This window comes from Agrobacterium burrii, assembly GCF_017313405.1.
Classification (GTDB): domain Bacteria; phylum Pseudomonadota; class Alphaproteobacteria; order Rhizobiales; family Rhizobiaceae; genus Agrobacterium; species Agrobacterium burrii.
In genome coordinates this window covers 115,199-131,964 of record NZ_JAFLNA010000002.1, presented here as the reverse complement: position 1 = coordinate 131,964, position 16,766 = coordinate 115,199, and the positions used below count along the sequence as shown (strand labels likewise).

Below are 16,766 nucleotides of genomic sequence, written 5' to 3'. Positions count from 1 at the left end.
TGATCTCCTCACTGCCGGATACGCGGATCGAGCAGCGCATAGGCAATATCGATCAGAAGGTTCATCAGGAAGATCGCCAGCGCCGTCACGAGAATGGCGGCCAGCACGACATTGAAATCACGCTGAAGAATGGAATCGATCATCAGCTTGCCAACGCCGGGAAAGCCGAAAATGGTTTCGACGATGACAGCACCGTTGAGAAGGCTTGCCGCCTGATCGCCGATGACGGTGATGACCGGCAACATGGCGTTGCGCAGCGCGTGGACAAAGATGATCGGCCCGGATTTCACGCCCTTGGCACGCGCCGTTTTGACGTAAGCCGATGACAAAGCGCCGATCATCGAGCCGCGCACCACCTGCACGATGATGCCGAAGGGGCGCACGAACAGGACCGAGATCGGCAATATCCAGTGCAGCACCGAGCCTGTGCCTGACGTCGGCAGCCAGGCGAGATTGACGGAAAAAACCACGATCGCAACGATCGCCAGCCAGAAATCCGGCACCGATGCGCCGATCAGCGAAATGGTCGAGGCCATGCGGTCGAAAAAGCCACCGGAGCGGAAAGCCGCAAGCGAACCGACAACGATGGCAGCGGTTGTGACCAGCGACATGGTGATGACCGCAAGCCAGAGCGTCCAGACGAAAGCCTCACGCACCACATCCAGCGCAGGCCTTGCTTTTCGCAGCGATTCTCCGAGATCACCCGTCATCACATCGCCCGCATAACGCAGGAACTGCACCATCAGCGGATCGTTCAGCCCGTGCAGCGCACGAAACTGCTGCTTCAACTCTTCCGAAGCCTCCACCGGCAAAAACAGCGCCGCCGGGTCTCCCGTCAGGCGGGACAGGAAGAAAACCATCACAAGCAGGCCGATCAGGGAGATCAGACTCGCAACGGAACGTTTTCGGATGAAGCTCAGCATGGTTGCCTCCGGTTTTCAACACGGCGGCAAGGCTTTCACCCTGCCGCCGCTCATTGGCTGATAAGATGCCGGCTTTATTTGATGCCGATTTCAGAAAGCTGCAGCATCGAGTTGGTGGCGATGGTGGGCTTGAAATCCAACCGTTCGGAGACACGCGAGAAACCAACCATGTGGAACAGCAACACATCCGCCACCACGTCATCATGCAGGTAGGCGATGAGTTCAGACCAGAGCTTGGCGCGCTCGTCACCAACGGCTGCGGATGCACGTTCGATCAGGTCGTCCACCTTGGGGTCCGAGAAGCCGGACTGCGTGCCCTTGGTGGCATATTTGAAGAACATGGTGAAGGATGGATCGCCCTTGGAATTGTCGTGCATGGCGGCGACGATCTGCGGTCCGCGGCCTTCCTTGAAAGGCTTGGAATAATAGCTCTCGTGCTCGGCCACTTCCACGAATTTCAGATCGACCTTGAAGCCGACTTCCTGCAATTGCTGCTGGATCGCCTCCATGATTTCGGTGACATTCGGGAAATTCGCGGTGCGCGCAATGATGGTGATCGGCGTATCCACTTTCACGCCGGCAGCCTTGGCTTCCTCGAGCAGCTTCTTTGCGCCATCGGGGTCATAGGGGAAGACCTTGACGTCGGGGTTCCAGCCAAGCGTCGTCGGTGGAACCAGCGCCGTGGCCAGCACCGCACCTTCAGGAACCAGCGTGCCGAGGAAAGCCTGCCGGTCGATGGCAAGGTTGAGCGCGCGACGCACCCGCACATCGTTCAGCGGCGCGATATTGTGGTCAAGACGCATATAGACCGTCTCGCTGTCGAGATAAGAGAAGTCGGTCTTCGGATTGGTCGCGTCGAGCTGGGAAATGGAAGGCGAAAGATCGGCCTCGCCGGTCTGCACCATGGCGGCGCGAACCGAAGGATCGGCACGGAAAAGATAGGTCGCTTCCGTCACCTGCGGCTTCTTGCCCCAATAATCGTCACGTGCAGTCAGAACGATCTGCTGGCCCGGCGTCCAGTTGGTCAGCTTGTATGGGCCGGTGCCGACAGGCTCGCGGATGAATTCCATCTTGGTTTCTTCGGGAACGATGGTGACGAGCGACATCAGCAACGGCAAAATGGGCTGAGCCGGGTCGGTCTTGAAGTCGATGGTCTGGTCGTCAACGATCGTGGGGGTCACCGTCATACCGCCGAAATAACGGCGGGATTCGCAGGCGTTCTTGTCGCTCATGATGCGTTCGAAGCTGTGCTTCACATCCTTGGCGTCAAAGGTGGTGCCGTCGGAAAACTTCACACCCTGACGCAGATGAAAGCGCCAGCTGCCGTCGGCATTTTGCTCCCATTTCTCGGCGAGCCGTGGCTGAACGCCGTTTTTGCCGCGCACATCAAGCTCGGTCAGCGTCTCGCTGACATTTTCCATGATGATGCGGCCGATGTTGGAGCGGGTCGCCATGCAGGGCTCAAGCAGGTCAGCCTCTTCCGCCAGCACGATTTTGATCGGCCCCGACGCCGCAAGCACCGGCGATACTGCGGCGCTGAGGGAACCCAAAACAAGGGCGCCCGCAATCAATGACTTCTTCATTCCGTTCTCCTCCCAGATCAGAAAATCAGCAACATGGCGGCGTGCCGCAAGGGGCTTCTGAAAAATCCCCGTCTCCCCGCATCGAGGAGCATGGTGTGCGGATGATTGTCTCCTCCACCCGTGAACAGAGCATCGACGCTATCACATTTTTTGTCAATTTATTTTTCTTTAGCATTTTTTATTTGCATCGTAATAGTAATTTTTATCGTTATAAAACATGTATTTATTTGCATTAATCAAAAATTCAACGCTGCTGTTTTTGTTGAAATAAACTTGACAACTTTTCGAATATGTCATTTTCATCAGGCTAAGAGGAGACCATGATGACACCTGATGACATCGCTCACGCCATGACCGGAGCCGTCCACGCCACGTCAGAAAGCCGGCAGGAAGCGTTTCTGCCATCGCCGATGATCCAGAACCATGCGAGCTTCCTGCATCTCGCTGGTGACGGCGCTTTGCTCTGCGCATGGTTCGGCGGCACGCTGGAGGGAAAATCGGATATTTCGATCTTCGCATCCGTGCTGATGCCAGGCGCAAACCGGTGGGGAGCGCCGCAGCGCCTCAGCCACGATCCAGACCATTCCGAACAGAACCCGGTTCTCTTCACCGCGCCGGATGGCGCTTTGTGGCTGTTTCACACCGCCCAACCATCAGGCAATCAGGATGAATGCCGCATCCGCATGGCGCGGGTCACCCGCGATGTGGCGGCGCCGGAAAAGCTGTCCTCCGAAGAAGGGCGTTTCCTCGACCTCCCGAAAGGCTGCTTTGTCCGCGCGCCGCTGCGCATTCGTGATGATGGCGCCTGGCTGCTGCCGATCTTCCGCTGCATCCAGCGCCCCGGCCAGAAATGGAACGGCAGCCACGATACTGCGGCACTTGGCATATCCAGGGACAATGGCCTGACGTGGCAATTGCAGGAGCTGGAAGATTCGACCGGCTGTGTGCATATGAGCCCGGTTGCGGGTGGTGATGCACGCTACTCCGCCTTCTTCCGTCGCCGTCAGGCCGATTTCGTCTACCGCACGGAAAGCGCCGATGGCGGCCACTCGTGGTCAAAGCCGCAGCCAACCGACGTGCCGAACAACAATTCCTCCATCGCCGCCATCAGGCTCGGTGACGGGCGACTGGCGATGATCTGCAACCCTGTCAGCGCCGCGCAATCGAGCGACCGGCGCGCCTCGCTTTATGACGAATTGGGCGAAGATGACGGCAGGCCGGATGCCGATCCGACAGGCGGATGTGTGCCTGTCTGGGGCGTGCCGCGCGCGCCGGTTTCCATCTGCATCTCCGATGACGATGGGCGCAGCTTCCCCACCCGTATCCTGATCGAGGACGGTCCCGGCACCTGCCTGTCGAACGATTCGACGGACGGCCGTAATCTGGAAATGTCCTATCCATGGCTTCTGGAAGCGCCGGACGGTACGCTGCACGCAAGTTACACCTATCATCGCCGCGCAATCAAATATGTCCGGCTGGCGCCCGGCTGGGCCGAGGCCAGGGACGGGAGAAAAAGATGAGCAACATCATTGGCATCACCATGGGCGACCCCTGCGGCGTCGGCCCGGAAATCACCGTCCGGGCGCTTGCTGAAATGTCCGCCCCGGATCAGGCCGCGACGCGGATTTACGGCAACCTCGCCACGCTTCAGGCAGCGCGGGATGCGCTTGGCGTCGACATCGACCTCACGCAGCATGTGGTTGACCTGCCCATCGAGGGCGCGCCGCTGCCCTGGGGTACGCTGTCGCCGGTCGCTGGTGACGCCGCTTTCCGTTTCATCGAAAAGGCCGTACGCGATGCCGAAGCGGGCGAAATCGGCTGTATCGTCACCGCGCCGATCAACAAGGAGGCCCTGAACCTTGCGGGCCACCATTATGACGGCCACACCGGCATGCTACGCAGCCTCACCGGCTCGTCGGCGGCCTATATGCTGCTTGCCTCTGAACGGCTGAAGGTTATCCACGTTTCAACCCATGTTTCCCTGCAGGAAGCCATTCGCCGGGCGACGACGGAACGGGTGCTGGCGACCATCCGCGCCGGCAATGCTCATCTGAAGCGCATCGGTTACGAGCACCCGCGCATTGCCGTTGCCGGCATCAATCCGCATTGCGGTGAAAACGGCCTGTTCGGCACGGAGGATGACGACCAGATTGCGCCGGCGGTCGCCGCTGCGCGTGCCGAAGGCATCGAGGTGCAGGGACCGATTTCCGCCGATACCGTGTTCCACCGGGCCTATTCCGGCGCTTTTGATCTCGTCGTCGCGCAATATCACGATCAGGGCCATATCCCGATCAAGCTCGTCGCCTTCGATACCGCCGTCAATGTTTCGGTCGATCTGCCGATAGACCGCACGTCCGTCGATCACGGCACGGCTTTCGACATTGCCGGCAAGGGCATCGCCAATCACGGCAACATGAAAGAGGCCATCGCCTATGCCCGCAAGCTCGTGGCGGGCAAGAGCGCGAAAGGATAGAACCATGTCCACAGCTGCCATTCTCATCCATCAGCCGCGCAGGCTCGCCGTTGGCGCTGGCACCATAGCGCAGGTCGGCGCGTTCGCCGGCAAAACCGCGTCAACCCTCGTGATCGCCACGCCGCTGACGGCGAAATTCGTCGACCGTTTGCAATTGCAGAGTCCATTCACGGTATTCGACGCCATTCCCGGCGAGCCGGACACGGCGACGCTCGATGCAGCACTGGCTGCGGCACGCAATGCCAAACCCGATCTCGTCATCGGCCTCGGCGGCGGTTCGGTGATGGATGTGGCAAAGCTGGTCGCCGCATTGTGGAATTCCGACCAGACGCTTGGCGATGTGGCCGGACCCAACCGGGTCGCCGGGCGCGACACCAGGCTGGTGCAGATCGCCACCACCGCCGGCACCGGCTCGGAAGCCGGCATCCGCTCGCTGATCACCGATCCCGTCAAGGGCAACAAGATCGCGGTCGAAAGCCCTTATCTGATTGCGGATTTCGCGGTTCTCGATCCGGAACTGACCTATTCTGTGCCGCCTGCCGTAACGGCGGCGACGGGTGTGGACGCCATGGCCCATTGCGTGGAAGCTTTCACCAACCGCAAGGCCCATCCGATGATCGACGGTTTTGCCCGCATGGGCTTTGCACTCGTCGGCAAATATCTGGCGCGCGCCGTCCGCGATGGTACGGATACCGAAGCACGCGAAGGCATGATGCTCGCCTCCTATTATGGCGGCATCTGCCTCGGGCCGGTCAATACGGCTGCCGGCCACGCCATCGCCTATCCGCTCGGCACGCTTCTCAGCCTGCCGCATGGGTTGGCGAATGCCATCGTCTTTCCGCATGTTCTGGCCTTCAACCAGCCGGCGGTTTCAGCAAAGACGGCGGAAGTGGCAGGCGCGCTCGGGCTTCGGGATCATCTTTCGCCGGATGATCTTCGCAAGGCGGCGACGGATTTCTGTGCCGGGCTCGGCATTGAAATGTCGCTGGCAAGGCACGGAGCAACCGAGACCGATCTTCCCCGTTATGCCGAGGACGCACACGCCATCCGCCGTTTGATGGACAATAACCCCATCGATATGAGCCTTGAGGACGTGCTCGGCATCTACCGCCGCGCCTTCTGAAAGAAAGTCCGGTGCGCCTTCGGGCGCATCGGCCTCAATCCGCGTGCGAAGATTCGAACAGACGCTCGCGCGATCCCGTCAGATGCTGGAGCATCAGTTCGCGGGCCGCCTCCGCATCCCCATCGGCGATAGCGTTTGCAATAGCCTCATGCTCGGCAAAAACGCGTGTCAGGCCAGAGGCTTCACGCTTCACCGACATGCCGTGGAACTTCATGCCCATCGCGATATGATCTTTCAGGGCCTCCATCGCGGTAGAGAAATAGCTGTTCCTCGCCGCCCGCGCGATGGCCAGATGGAACTGGTAGTCGGCGTCCTCACGGTGGGACTGGCGATTGGTGGCGTCGCGCATCAGTTCGAGCGCCTTTTTGATCGCCGCAAGCCTCTCGCCATCGTGACGCAAAGCCGCCGCGGCAGCCGCTGCCGGTTCCAGCGTCAGCCGGAATTCATAACAATTCAGAAGATCGGCGACGTTTTCCAGCTGGCCAAAACCAAGCGGCTCACGCATACCGACAGCCCGCACGTAGCTGCCGGAGCCTCTGCGGGAATAGATAAATCCCTGCTCGCGCAACCGTCGCAGTGCTTCGCGGACAACAGGCCTCGACACTTCGAATTCCATGGCGAGTTCATGTTCGGTCGGCAGCCGTTCGTCCGGCTTGTAGGCGCCGGATTTGATCGCCCGGTGCATTCTCTCGAAAATAATGTCCGGAAGTGCCTTACGCGCCGTTTCTTTCATCAGCCCCATCTGGTCAGCTCTCTCCAGCGTCGTTTTCGCCAAGCATCATTTTCGCAATCCGTTTCAACGTGTCAGCTTGCCCAAAACCGCCGGACTTCGCAATGATGCATTGGTCTTCGGACCAGCCGACGCCTAAACCCGGCAGGCATTCGCCGGCAAGACGCAGCCGCGAAATGCCCATGGCGCGCAGCACGGCTTCGGCCGTCGCCCCACCCGACAAAAGCAGCCTGCCAGCACCTGCCGTGAAGCGTGGCACGACGCCTTCCGCCAACCGGTCGGAAACGGCAAGCGGTGAAAGATCGTCTAATCCCTGCGTCGCCTGAACCAGCGTCAGGCCGGAACCATCATGTGCATGGGAAGGCACGACACCATTGGGCGCATCGATGACCGACACTAACCCGGTGCTTTTGAGCACTTCGATTTGCCCAACGGTAATCGGATCACGGGAACCGACGACGAGTAGCCCCTTGCCGGGCGGAATGATCGCCGCCTCGGGAGCAGTCCGCGCCGTCATCTCCTCAGCCAGCGCTTCGGCAAGACCCCGCGCACCGACCAGAAGATCGACACCTTTAGCCTGCGCGGCAACGAGAGCCTCCCTGATGTCGGCCTGCGATCGCGTATCCGGTATCGTGCAGCGGCTGGCGTGCCCGCCCAGCTTTTCGTGGACCGGAATGGCGGCGTCAACGCCAAAGCCGGATACGGCCCCGCCAGTAACAACGCGTCCAAAATCCGGAATGGCTGGCGCGACAAGCGCGTGCCGATAGGAAATCGCATCCATTTCAGCCGCAATATGCCCCTTCAGTCGTGAATCGACCTTCTTGAACAGGATCCTATCCGCTGGAACCAGCGCCAATAACGACCGCGTGCGATGACCGGCTTCACCCGCATCACCGTCACGACAACCCAGATTGACGCTGAGAACAGCAGGCGCATCCGCGAGGGCTGCGGGTACCCCGTCAAGCCCGATCGCAACCTCGGTCGCCAGCCCGCGCCCGGCAAAGGGTGCGGCCGCATCGAGAGCGCCTGTCAGATCATCGGCGAAAATCAACAGCACGGGCAGAGCCTTCAAAAAAAGTTGTAATGTTTTACCTCAATAAATTTATTTATAATCAATAGATAAACAGATGTGAATAACAAAAATTATTATGCAGACTTTCGGACTGACCAACTGGCCACAAAGAGGCCTGCCGGCCAATCGCCGAATTCAGAAATGATGAAGACAAACGGCAAACGCGGCCCGCCCGCATGCAGTTCGGCAGGGCGGGCGAAAGATGACGAACAGGGTGTCGCCACTAGATGAACCGAAAAGGCAGCCCTGAGATAAGCGCTTTGACAAAGCGCTTCTTCTGAAAGCGCCCGTTCAGTGATACGCGGGGCAATTGCGTTGGCTTTTCAAGATTATGAGGTCCAAGAACACCGGCCTGCGTGGTGACCGCCACGGAAAATCCCGCCTCAAGCACCGCCTTTGCTTCACGCTCCGCCACGGCCTTCGTCCAGCCATAGGGATAGGAAAAAGATTGCGGCCGATGGCCGACATAAGCCTCTACCCGACGTGTCGATTCCTCGATTTCGTGAGCCAGGCGCGCGAGATCGATCTTGCGCATGTTCACATGCGTCATGGTGTGTGCGCCTAAATGCACCAGAGGATCGTCCGACAGCGCCCTGAGTTCATCCGCGTCCATCACGAGTTCACCCACGATCGCGATGGGATCGATGCCCTGTTGCCTCGCGACGCGATCGATCCTTTCCACTGCCTCATCCTCTGAAAAGTTCTGCACGAAATTTTCAAGGCGTGTGAATGCTTCCGCCTTCTGCGAAGGCGTGGCGGATGCAACATGTTCCGGACCAGAGCCGAAATCGAAGTCAAACGATCCAGCTTTCTGCGTCAGTGCAGCTGCGGTTTCCCACCACAGGCTGCGCGTCCGCTCAACAAAACCCGGTGTGATGAAAATCGTGTAGGGAACGGCATATTTGCGGAAAACTGGCGCGGCATGTTGGGCATTGTTGCGATAACCGTCATCAAGCGTGAAGGCACAGAACGACCGACCTTCGTTATTGTCGGCAAGCAGTGCCGGTAAATCATGCAGATGGACGGGAACGAGACCACATTCTAGCGCGGCCTGTATCGCCTCTTCCAGAAACTGTGGCGTGACGGACAATTGCACATTGGGCGCAAAAGGCGAGATAGCCTCCCCGGGGCGCACATGATGAAGTGTAAAAATCACGCCACGCCCGGCAAGGGACGGAAACGCGGCGCGGACCACCGGCAGAGAACTTAACTCCAGCCCGGCCCTTATGGCTCCATATTTCAAGAGACGCTTTACCGGCGGCGAGAAAACCATCGCAGATTGTTTTGACTTCAGGCCAGGCAGAACCCGTTTTTTGACGACTCTCCACGCGGTGAGCGGCAGATCGATAAGACCCGGCAGGGGATCATTCAGCGCAAAGGCGGCCCAGCTGCGGATTTTGCCCAGAGACGCAAAGTAGTCTCCCATATTTGCCTTGCCGCGCCGGCTTAATGTAAAGGCGGCAACCGCATCACGGACAAGATAAGACCACGACACGCCTTGTCGCGCAGCCCGGGATTGGCCGGCGGGCACATCGTTGGCAACCTGCCATAATAACGCGCCGAGATCGACGCCCGCCGCCGCACTGAGGCCGAACCACGACCAGGGGCGCGGATTGACATCGAGAAGCTTCAGCGAACCATCCCTGCCATCGAGTTTAAATTCCACCTCGACGAGACCACTGTGACCGGCCGATTTTAATATCGTCCGGGCGGCGTCGATCGCCGGGCGGTTGTCGACAACCTCGACGCAGGTGCTGGTATATCCGAAATCGACGGGATATTGGCGCGCACGCCGGGCGGTGAATTCGGCAACCGGTTCTCCGTTATGCCATAGCGCCGCATAGGAAAACTGGCTTTCTCCACCGCCGGGAATGAGTTCCTGCACCACGACATTGCCTGCGCCGATCTCCTCGCTCGCATCCGCAAAGGCCATTTTCAACGCCTGCCGATCATCGGCGCGGATCACCTTCGCGCGGGAAATCACGGTGTCACCGCCACCCATATTCGGCTTGAGAATGACGGGAAACGTCACGTCCAGCGCATTGATGTCATCGGTCGACGTCAGCGCATAGGTCCGGGGGAAGGAGACGCAAAGCTCCGCCGCGCGTTTGTAAAGCAGCGGCTTCTCACACAACCATTGCAGGGATGGCCAATCCGGCAGGATGATTTTGTAAAGGGCGGAAAGCTCTTCGCGATGTTGCGAAACGAGCTGAACCTCGCCATCGCCGGATGGCACGAGCAGACAGCCCTTCAGATGATGCCTTTCGGCAATTTCCCGCAAAAAGGGCAACGCCCCGGCATCGTGCGGACCGGCCCAGCGGATGGTTTCCCGCACGAAGCGCGACCAGCCCGGCAGGGGTGAATCATGGGTAAGATAATAGACAGGCACATTCAGGGCGCCAAGGCTGCGGGCAAGGGCAAGCGTGCCGTGAGCGCCGCCGACAATAACAACACCTGGAATGGTCAAAGCCTGATCCTCGTCCTATTCCCTACCTTGATCGCAAAAATTGATAAATAAATTGGATATTTCTAAAGTATTGAGCGGCCGACGATCGAATTGCCGGAGCCGAAGCGCTTCTTGCTCTCTGAGCTTCTTTTCGCGCTTCGGAATTTGCTTCGAACTCAACGGGAGCCGCGTCACGCCTCTTTGCGGACGGCGCGCGGCTCGCCATTATCGTCCACTGCGACCATGATGAAGACGGCTTCCGTGACCTTTTCCCGTGAATCCTGATAATGCCTTCGGGTCCAGGCCTCGATCTTGAGTGTGACGGAGGTGCGCCCGACCTTCTCTATCCGGGTATAGACGCACAATGTATCGCCGATCTTGACCGGTTTCTTGAAGACGATTTCATTCACAGCCACGGTCACGGTGCGGCCGCCGGCCACATCATTGGCGCGGACGAAAGCGGCAAGGTCCATCTGCGACATGACCCAGCCACCGAAAATGTCACCGGCCGGATTGGCGTCGGCGGGCATGGCAAGCGTTCTGAGGGTCATTTCCATATCGGCGGGCGGTTGCTGGTCCATATGTCAAATTCCTTTCACAAACCTCCCGCTGCCGGACTTAGACAACCGCGCTTCATCAGCCAATAGCCGATTTTTCGCGGCAGCCCCTCCAAAACAGCAAGGAATCACAGAGCCATCGTAAGCTTCGGTTAACCATGATGGGGCACGATTCCAAAAAACGCGAGGGCGTGCGAATGGCCTATGACTGGAGTGGGAACAACACGATACAGCAACGTTACGACCGCATCATTGTGGTGGTCGCAAGCGTTATCGCCGTTAGTCTGGCGACCGGAACAATTGCCCTGCGCTTGCAGGCGGGACCAGAGACCACAATAAATCTCGCCAAACAGCAGCGGCTCGACCTGGAAAAGTGGCATTTGCGGCTTTGATCCGCCACGATCAAACCAAAGGATGACATAACAGGCCGGCTATTGCGGATTGCCATCGCGCCTGGCGATATTTTCCTTCGGCATGGTGTGGTCGAGATGGGCCACGGCCGGGGAAAGAACCGATAGAAACGTCTCCGACCGGCCAATATAGATGATCGCCGCACCATCGATCCCGTTCAGAACCTCGGCCAGCGTATCCTGCGTCTGTTTCTCCAGCCCTTCCAGCAAATCGTCGATGACGACAAATTTCGGCTTCAGCAGCAGGGCATTGGCGACACGGATGCTGGCCTGCTCGTCCGGATCCAGTTTCTTGTCCCAGCGGATGTTTTCATCGAGGCGGGGCGCCATATCGCCAAGCCCGCATGCCGTGAGTGCCGCGACATAATCTTCCTCCGTAAACCGCTGCGGCGCGCGCGGATAGGCCAGAATTTCCCGTAGCGAACCCGTCGGCAGATAGCCGTGCTGGGCGATGAACAGCGTGTCGGATTGTTCGGGCATTTCTATTCTGCCCTGCCCCCAGGGCCAAAGGCCCGCCATGGCGGCAAATAGCAGCCGCCGGTTCACGCCCTGCTCGCCATTGATCATCAGTCGCTCGCCCGGCCCGATATCCACCTCGGCCTCGCGCAGCCTGAAGCCGCGTTCCACATCCTGCCCACCCGCATCGCGGCAGATCGTGACCGACCGAAGACGGATCTTTTCGTTCTCCGCGCTCCTTTGCAGATCGATCGCAAGGCCGTGTTGTTCGACGCTGTCCATCTGGATCAAGGCGTTGCGAAACACCGAGACGCGCTGCAATGTCGCCTTCCAGCTGGCGATCGGCCCAAAATTGTCGATGTACCAGCGAAGCGCCGTATTGACCTGGTTGAAGGCGCCGACAGCCATCATCAGCCCGCCAAAGGTGAGGTTGCCTGAAAAATAGACCGGGGCCGCGATCAGGATCGGCGCAACGACCGCCAGCCAACCATAGCCCGACGAAACCCAGGTCAGATGCGTCAGCGCCATCGCCAGCCCCCGGATCACACCGAGCACGGCATCGATATCGACCCCGATCCGCCGCCGCTCGTTTTTCTCACCGCGCGCCAAAGCGATCGCCGCCAGATTTTCGCTGGCGCGCATCAGGGAGAAACGTAGTTCGGCCTCTTTCGAATAACGTTCGGCGTTCAGCCCGACCAGACGATAGCCGACAAGGTTGCTGAGCAAAGACGCGGAACCGGCATAAAGGATGGCCGCCCAAACCATATATCCGGGAATGGGGACAAGATCGCCATTGATGGTGATGGAGAAACCCGCCGACAGGCCCCAGAGAACACCGATAAAGCTGATTAGCAGGATGGTTGCGTTCACGAGACCGATGGACAGTGCCGTGCTGCTTTCGGCAAGGTTGCGGACATCGTCGTGCAAACGCTGGTCCGGATTGATCGCGATCGTGCCGAAACCGGCAAGACGCGCGGCCCGGCCCGGCTTCAGCCATTGGTCGACCATATCCTTGGCAAGGCCCTCGCGCATGTTCAGCGCCGTCATCTGATTGAGCCAGGTCTGGATGACATTGAGGAGGAGAAGAAGCCCGGCGATGATCGCGAAGACCTCAAGCTGGTGAATGAAGGCATCAAGATCGCGCCGTTCCAGCGCGTTGTAGAACGGCGCGTTCCACTCGTTGAGACGGATCTGCCCGTAGGCTGTGAGCAATATCACTACCAACAGGGCAATCGACAGCAATATCAGCCGGTTGCGCACCGGTGACGTCCAGAAGGCATTCCCCATCATGCGCAATTGCGCAGAAAAATCGAGGTCGAAACCCGCAGGGTTAGCCGCGCTCTTACGCTGGTCGTCGGTCACCGTTGTTGCCATTCATTCCATTCCGAAACGTCAGTCGGCAAAGAAAGCGGGTCGCGAATCTGCGCCTTGCGATGCCAAGCAATAACACGCCCTTCGACCTTGTCCACAATCCCGGCGAAATCCCGGCGGCGGCGATTGAAAATCGCGGATAAATCTTCGTACGGACAAACATTGCGGCCTGCACCAACAATGCGGATGCCCCCGGAAATGATCCTTGCTTTCTTTTCCTGCATTGCACAAAATCCGAATAATTTCAGAGGGGCGGATAAACCGCATAGACCGGAAAACCGGGCAAGGCAGATTAATGGCGATCAAAGCGAGCATCTATCATCTGACGCATTATAAATATGACAATCCGGTTCGCCTTGGACCACAAATCATCAGATTAAAGCCCGCCTCGCATTCCCGAACCCACGTTATCAGCCATTCGCTCAAGGTTTCGCCATCCAATCATTTCGTAAACCTTCAGCAGGACCCTTACGGCAATTACCTCGCCCGCTTCGTTTTTCCCGAGCCGGCCACGGAATTCAAGATCGAGGTCGATCTTGTCGCCGATATGACGGTTTACAATCCGTTCGATTTCTTCGTCGAGGAAGAAGCAACCAAATGGCCATTCGAATATCCGCAGGAATTGCGGGACGATTTGTCCATCTACATGAAACCGGAGCCAACCGGCCCGCTGCTCGCCGCCTTCATGGCGACCGTGGACCATACGCCGGGGCAGCCGACGGTCGATATGGTGGTGGGCCTCAATGCCCGTCTGCAACAGGAAATCGGCTATGTCATCCGCATGGAACCGGGCGTCCAGACACCGGAGGAAACACTGGCTTCCGGCAAGGGATCGTGCCGTGACACCAGCTGGCTGCTCGTGCAGGTTCTGAGACATCTTGGTCTCGCCACACGTTTCGTGTCAGGATATCTCATCCAGCTGACACCCGATCTCAAGGCCCTGGACGGTCCTTCCGGCACGGAGGTAGATTTCACCGATCTGCACGCCTGGGCTGAAGTCTATATGCCGGGCGCCGGCTGGATCGGTCTCGATCCCACCTCTGGGCTTCTGACCGGTGAAAGCCATATTCCTTTGGCGGCGACACCGCATTACCGCAATGCCGCACCGATTTCCGGTGGTTATTTCGGCCACGCCAACACGGAATTCGCGTTCGACATGCAGGTCCGGCGCGTCGCCGAAACCCCACGTATCACCAAGCCCTTTTCCGATGACAGCTGGGAGAGCCTCAACGCGCTCGGTGAAAAAGTCGACAAGGTGCTGAACGCGCACGACGTCCGGTTGACCATGGGCGGCGAGCCGACTTTCGTTTCCATCGACGATTTCGAATCCGACGAATGGAACACCGGCGCGGTGGGACCGACGAAACGCGAAAAGGCCGATGCCCTGATCCGCCGCCTGCGCGAGCGTTTCGCGCCGGGCGGCTTTCTGCATTACGGGCAGGGCAAATGGTATCCGGGTGAAAGCCTGCCGCGCTGGACCTTTTCGCTCTACTGGCGAAAGGATGGCCTGCCGATCTGGCAGAAACCGGAGCTGATCGCCGAAGAAGGTGTGGATGCCGGCGTTAAGACAGATGATGCGCAAAAACTCCTCGGTGGCATCGCCACCCACCTCGGTATCGACAAGGATCTGGTACTTCCGGCTTACGAGGATCCAGCCGAATGGATCATCAAGGAAGGAAGCCTTCCGGAAAATGTCGATCCGTCCAATTCGAAACTGAAAGACCCGGAAGAGCGCAACCGTATCGCCCGTGTGTTCGAGCGCGGATTGACGACACCAACGGGTTACATTCTGCCGGTGCAGGCGTGGAATGCCCGTGCTGACGGAGAACGCTGGATCAGCGAGAGATGGAAGACGCGGCGCGGCAAGATATTCCTTGTTCCGGGCGACAGCCCGGTCGGTTATCGGCTGCCGCTCGGCACCCTTCCCCATGTGCCGCCATCTGCCTACCCCTATATCCACGAGGCCGACCCTTCGATCCCGCGAGGCCCGCTTGCCGATCCGACGTCAGCACCGGCCCGCGCCATGCCGGAAGCCTCGTTCCATGCGGATGAAGTTACCGCCCAGGCACGTGTCGAACAGACCATTGGTGAAATCGGCGGTGCGGTAAGGACCGCCATGTCAGTGGAACCGCGCGATGGTCGGCTCTGCATTTTCATGCCGCCCGTCGAACGCATCGAGGATTATCTGGAGCTGATCGCAGCGGCGGAAGCCGCAGCCGCCGATCTTGGACTGCCCGTTCATATCGAGGGTTATGCGCCACCAAATGATGAGCGCATCAATGTCATCCGCGTCGCGCCTGATCCCGGCGTCATCGAGGTCAATGTCCACCCGGCCGCAAGCTGGAAAGACTGCGTCGACATCACCTCGGCGGTTTACGAGGAAGCGCGCCAGACGCGTCTCGGCGCCGACAAGTTCATGATCGACGGCCGCCACACCGGCACCGGCGGCGGCAACCATGTGGTGGTGGGCGGCGCCAACCCGAATGACAGTCCCTTCCTGCGCCGGCCCGATCTTCTGAAAAGCCTCGTTCTCCACTGGCAGCGGCATCCGTCGCTTTCCTACCTTTTCTCCGGCCTGTTCATCGGCCCGACAAGTCAGGCGCCACGCATCGATGAGGCCCGCCACGACAGCCTCTACGAACTTGAAATCGCACTCGCGCAGGTGCCTGCCCCCAGTGAGGGTGCTCCACCGCTGCCTTGGCTGGTTGACCGTCTGTTCCGCAACCTGTTGACGGATGTGACGGGCAACACCCACCGCGCCGAAATCTGCATCGACAAGCTGTTTTCGCCGGATGGACCGACCGGTCGCCTCGGCCTTGTGGAGTTTCGCGGTTTCGAAATGCCGCCGAATGCCCGCATGTCGCTGGCGCAGCAATTGCTGGTGCGCGCGCTTGTCGCCCGCTTCTGGAAAAATCCGGCCGCCGGCAAATTCGTGCGCTGGGGTACAACACTTGCCGATCGTTTCATGCTGCCGCATTACGTTTGGGCGGATTTTATGGACGTTCTCGCAGATCTCAGGGAAAACGGTTTCGACCTGAAACCCGAGTGGTTCACCGCCCAGCAGGAATTCCGTTTTCCCTTCTTCGGCGAAGTGGAATATGAAGGTTCCAAACTGGAGTTGCGTCAGGCGCTCGAACCCTGGCACGTCATGGGCGAACAGGGAGCCATCGGCGGCACCGTGCGGTTTGTCGACTCATCGGTCGAACGTCTGCAGGTGCGCCTCGAAACTTCCAATCCCTCACGCTATGTCGTGGCCTGCAACGGACGCGCAGTGCCTCTGACGCCGACGGAAAATCGCGGCGTTGCGGTCGCCGGTGTCCGGTTCAAGGCATGGCAGCCCTCTTCAGGCCTGCATCCCGTTTTGCCCGTCAATTCACCCTTGACCTTTGACATTTATGATACATGGTCGAGGCGATCGATCGGCGGATGCATCTACCATGTTGCTCATCCGGGCGGGCGCAATTACGAGACATTTCCCGTCAACGGTAACGAGGCCGAGGCACGCCGCCTTGCCCGTTTCGAACCATGGGGACATACGGCAGGGCAATATCCGCTTCATGCGGAAACCGTGTCGCCAGAATTTCCGCTGACGCTCGATCTGCGTCGGCCATACGGAGTTTAA

General features: G+C 59.2%; 13 protein-coding genes. 5 read left to right on the top strand and 8 right to left on the bottom strand.

The window, feature by feature from the left end; all coding sequences use genetic code 11:
* Positions 1-8: 8 nt before the first annotated feature.
* Together JZX89_RS04080 and JZX89_RS04075 are read right to left on the bottom strand one after the other, a co-directional pair.
* A complete protein-coding gene (locus JZX89_RS04080) occupies positions 9-923 on the bottom strand; it encodes an ABC transporter permease (RefSeq protein ID WP_207133169.1) in 915 nt (304 codons plus the stop codon).
* 74 nt (positions 924-997) lie between these two features.
* The gene (locus tag JZX89_RS04075) at positions 998-2,506 is read right to left on the bottom strand and encodes an ABC transporter substrate-binding protein (protein WP_174373936.1); all 1,509 of its coding nucleotides are present in this window, start codon (positions 2,504-2,506) and stop codon (positions 998-1,000) included.
* 323 nt (positions 2,507-2,829) lie between these two features.
* Here JZX89_RS04075 and JZX89_RS04070 point away from each other — a divergent pair, with 323 nt between their 5' ends.
* The 3 genes from JZX89_RS04070 to JZX89_RS04060 are packed head-to-tail and all read left to right on the top strand — an operon-like array spanning position 2,830 to position 6,102.
* Complete coding sequence (locus JZX89_RS04070; protein WP_207133168.1) at positions 2,830-4,026, top strand: sialidase family protein; 1,197 nt, start codon at positions 2,830-2,832, stop codon at positions 4,024-4,026.
* Positions 4,023-4,979, top strand: coding sequence for a 4-hydroxythreonine-4-phosphate dehydrogenase PdxA (pdxA, locus tag JZX89_RS04065; protein WP_207133167.1), 957 nt, complete (start codon positions 4,023-4,025; stop codon positions 4,977-4,979). Before JZX89_RS04070 ends, pdxA begins: the two co-directional genes overlap by 4 nt.
* Before the next feature lie 4 nt (positions 4,980-4,983).
* A complete protein-coding gene (locus JZX89_RS04060) occupies positions 4,984-6,102 on the top strand; it encodes an iron-containing alcohol dehydrogenase (protein WP_207133166.1) in 1,119 nt (372 codons plus the stop codon).
* Positions 6,103-6,136: 34 nt separating this feature from the next.
* Here the strand turns inward: JZX89_RS04060 and JZX89_RS04055 are convergent, their stop codons facing one another.
* The 4 genes from JZX89_RS04055 to JZX89_RS04040 form a co-directional block, all read right to left on the bottom strand.
* A complete protein-coding gene (locus JZX89_RS04055; RefSeq protein ID WP_149899745.1) occupies positions 6,137-6,844 on the bottom strand; it encodes a FadR/GntR family transcriptional regulator in 708 nt (235 codons plus the stop codon).
* Positions 6,845-6,848: 4 nt separating this feature from the next.
* Positions 6,849-7,889, bottom strand: coding sequence for a four-carbon acid sugar kinase family protein (locus JZX89_RS04050; protein ID WP_207133165.1), 1,041 nt, complete (start codon positions 7,887-7,889; stop codon positions 6,849-6,851).
* Positions 7,890-8,127: 238 nt separating this feature from the next.
* Entirely contained in the window at positions 8,128-10,371 is a 2,244-nt protein-coding gene (locus tag JZX89_RS04045; protein ID WP_207133164.1) for a polysaccharide deacetylase family protein, read from the bottom strand.
* A gap of 170 nt (positions 10,372-10,541) precedes the next feature.
* A complete protein-coding gene (locus JZX89_RS04040) occupies positions 10,542-10,931 on the bottom strand; it encodes an acyl-CoA thioesterase (protein ID WP_153514322.1) in 390 nt (129 codons plus the stop codon).
* 173 nt (positions 10,932-11,104) lie between these two features.
* Here JZX89_RS04040 and JZX89_RS04035 point away from each other — a divergent pair, with 173 nt between their 5' ends.
* Complete coding sequence (locus tag JZX89_RS04035; protein ID WP_174373942.1) at positions 11,105-11,299, top strand: hypothetical protein; 195 nt, start codon at positions 11,105-11,107, stop codon at positions 11,297-11,299.
* Positions 11,300-11,338: 39 nt separating this feature from the next.
* Here JZX89_RS04035 and JZX89_RS04030 read toward each other — a convergent pair whose 3' ends face one another.
* Both JZX89_RS04030 and JZX89_RS04025 read right to left on the bottom strand, forming a co-directional pair.
* On the bottom strand, positions 11,339-13,147 hold the full coding sequence (locus tag JZX89_RS04030) for an ABC transporter ATP-binding protein/permease (RefSeq protein WP_153514320.1): 1,809 nt from the start codon (positions 13,145-13,147) through the stop codon (positions 11,339-11,341).
* Positions 13,132-13,368 carry a hypothetical protein gene (locus tag JZX89_RS04025; RefSeq protein ID WP_174373944.1) on the bottom strand — a complete coding sequence of 79 codons (237 nt, stop codon included), beginning with the start codon at positions 13,366-13,368 and terminating at the stop codon, positions 13,132-13,134. The genes JZX89_RS04030 and JZX89_RS04025 overlap by 16 nt, the downstream gene beginning before the upstream one ends.
* A 71-nt stretch (positions 13,369-13,439) precedes the next feature.
* Here JZX89_RS04025 and JZX89_RS04020 point away from each other — a divergent pair, with 71 nt between their 5' ends.
* A complete protein-coding gene (locus JZX89_RS04020; RefSeq protein ID WP_207133163.1) occupies positions 13,440-16,766 on the top strand; it encodes a transglutaminase family protein in 3,327 nt (1,108 codons plus the stop codon).

Coding starts and splice junctions, on each gene's coding strand:
- JZX89_RS04080 (WP_207133169.1), bottom strand. CDS start 923: ATGCTGAGCTTCATCCGAAAACGTTCCGTTGCGAGTCTGATCTCCCTG.
- JZX89_RS04075 (WP_174373936.1), bottom strand. CDS start 2,506: ATGAAGAAGTCATTGATTGCGGGCGCCCTTGTTTTGGGTTCCCTCAGC.
- JZX89_RS04070 (WP_207133168.1), top strand. CDS start 2,830: ATGACACCTGATGACATCGCTCACGCCATGACCGGAGCCGTCCACGCC.
- pdxA (WP_207133167.1), top strand. CDS start 4,023: ATGAGCAACATCATTGGCATCACCATGGGCGACCCCTGCGGCGTCGGC.
- JZX89_RS04060 (WP_207133166.1), top strand. CDS start 4,984: ATGTCCACAGCTGCCATTCTCATCCATCAGCCGCGCAGGCTCGCCGTT.
- JZX89_RS04055 (WP_149899745.1), bottom strand. CDS start 6,844: ATGGGGCTGATGAAAGAAACGGCGCGTAAGGCACTTCCGGACATTATT.
- JZX89_RS04040 (WP_153514322.1), bottom strand. CDS start 10,931: ATGGACCAGCAACCGCCCGCCGATATGGAAATGACCCTCAGAACGCTT.
- JZX89_RS04035 (WP_174373942.1), top strand. CDS start 11,105: ATGGCCTATGACTGGAGTGGGAACAACACGATACAGCAACGTTACGAC.
- JZX89_RS04030 (WP_153514320.1), bottom strand. CDS start 13,147: ATGGCAACAACGGTGACCGACGACCAGCGTAAGAGCGCGGCTAACCCT.
- JZX89_RS04025 (WP_174373944.1), bottom strand. CDS start 13,368: ATGCAGGAAAAGAAAGCAAGGATCATTTCCGGGGGCATCCGCATTGTT.
- JZX89_RS04020 (WP_207133163.1), top strand. CDS start 13,440: ATGGCGATCAAAGCGAGCATCTATCATCTGACGCATTATAAATATGAC.